We start from the raw sequence: 764 nt of genomic DNA on the forward strand, positions 1-764 counted from the left end.
GCTCACCCACTGAGCCCCACGCTTGTGCTTGCAGGATGACTTGGTGTTTATCGTCATTAATCGCGATGCCGTTATAGCCTTGAATTGTCCCTTTTGACGTGGTCATTTTCGCACTATCTGGATCAGTGATATTACTTTTAACAGGCTTGCCTTTACTGCCTGTTTTTTCTTTGTGAGTGGCTAAGAACTCGGTAATTTTACCTGCACTTTTATCTAGCTTTTCTTTTTGTTTTAAATCCTGAGTTATCAATTCTTCGCCCAGCCCATCTTGTGATTGGTGGCGTTCAATAATACGTTTGCTTGCGCGTTCTAGTTTTGCTTTTTTGCGACCTAACTCATCGAATGTGCCACTCCACTCTTTACTCGCATTGGACTTTAATTTACACCCATCAATGGCAAACATGTTGCGGCCTATCAAGTCTTCCTCATCACATATCATCAGCACTTGCGTAAAAAGCGGCTCAATCTGTTCATGCATTTTAGCCACAAAACCCGCTATAGATGTGTAATGCGGCTGGATATCACCCGACACACTCATAAATAAAATATTATGCTCGCAAGCCTTTGCAATCCGACGGCTACTGATCAAACCATGTGCATAGCCCAGTAAAATAATCTTTAGCATTACCGAAGGTGGATACGCCGCCGCGCCCGTTTTGTCATTGTTGTACCACGCGTCAAATCCCGATAAATCGAGTTTATTTTCGACAATATAACAAAGGGCATACTCAAAAGTGCCAGGCCGATCTTGCTCCCCGAAATTG

The 764-nt window shown here is 43.5% G+C and carries 1 protein-coding gene; it reads right to left on the reverse strand.

Annotated features, from left to right (window positions below; all coding sequences use genetic code 11):
- The coding region (locus CWB66_RS18850) for a transposase (RefSeq protein ID WP_138586565.1) at window positions 1-764 on the reverse strand (764 nt) is incomplete at both ends.

It is taken from the genome of Pseudoalteromonas sp. S558 (assembly GCF_005886635.1).
In the GTDB taxonomy this organism is placed as follows: domain Bacteria; phylum Pseudomonadota; class Gammaproteobacteria; order Enterobacterales; family Alteromonadaceae; genus Pseudoalteromonas; species Pseudoalteromonas aliena.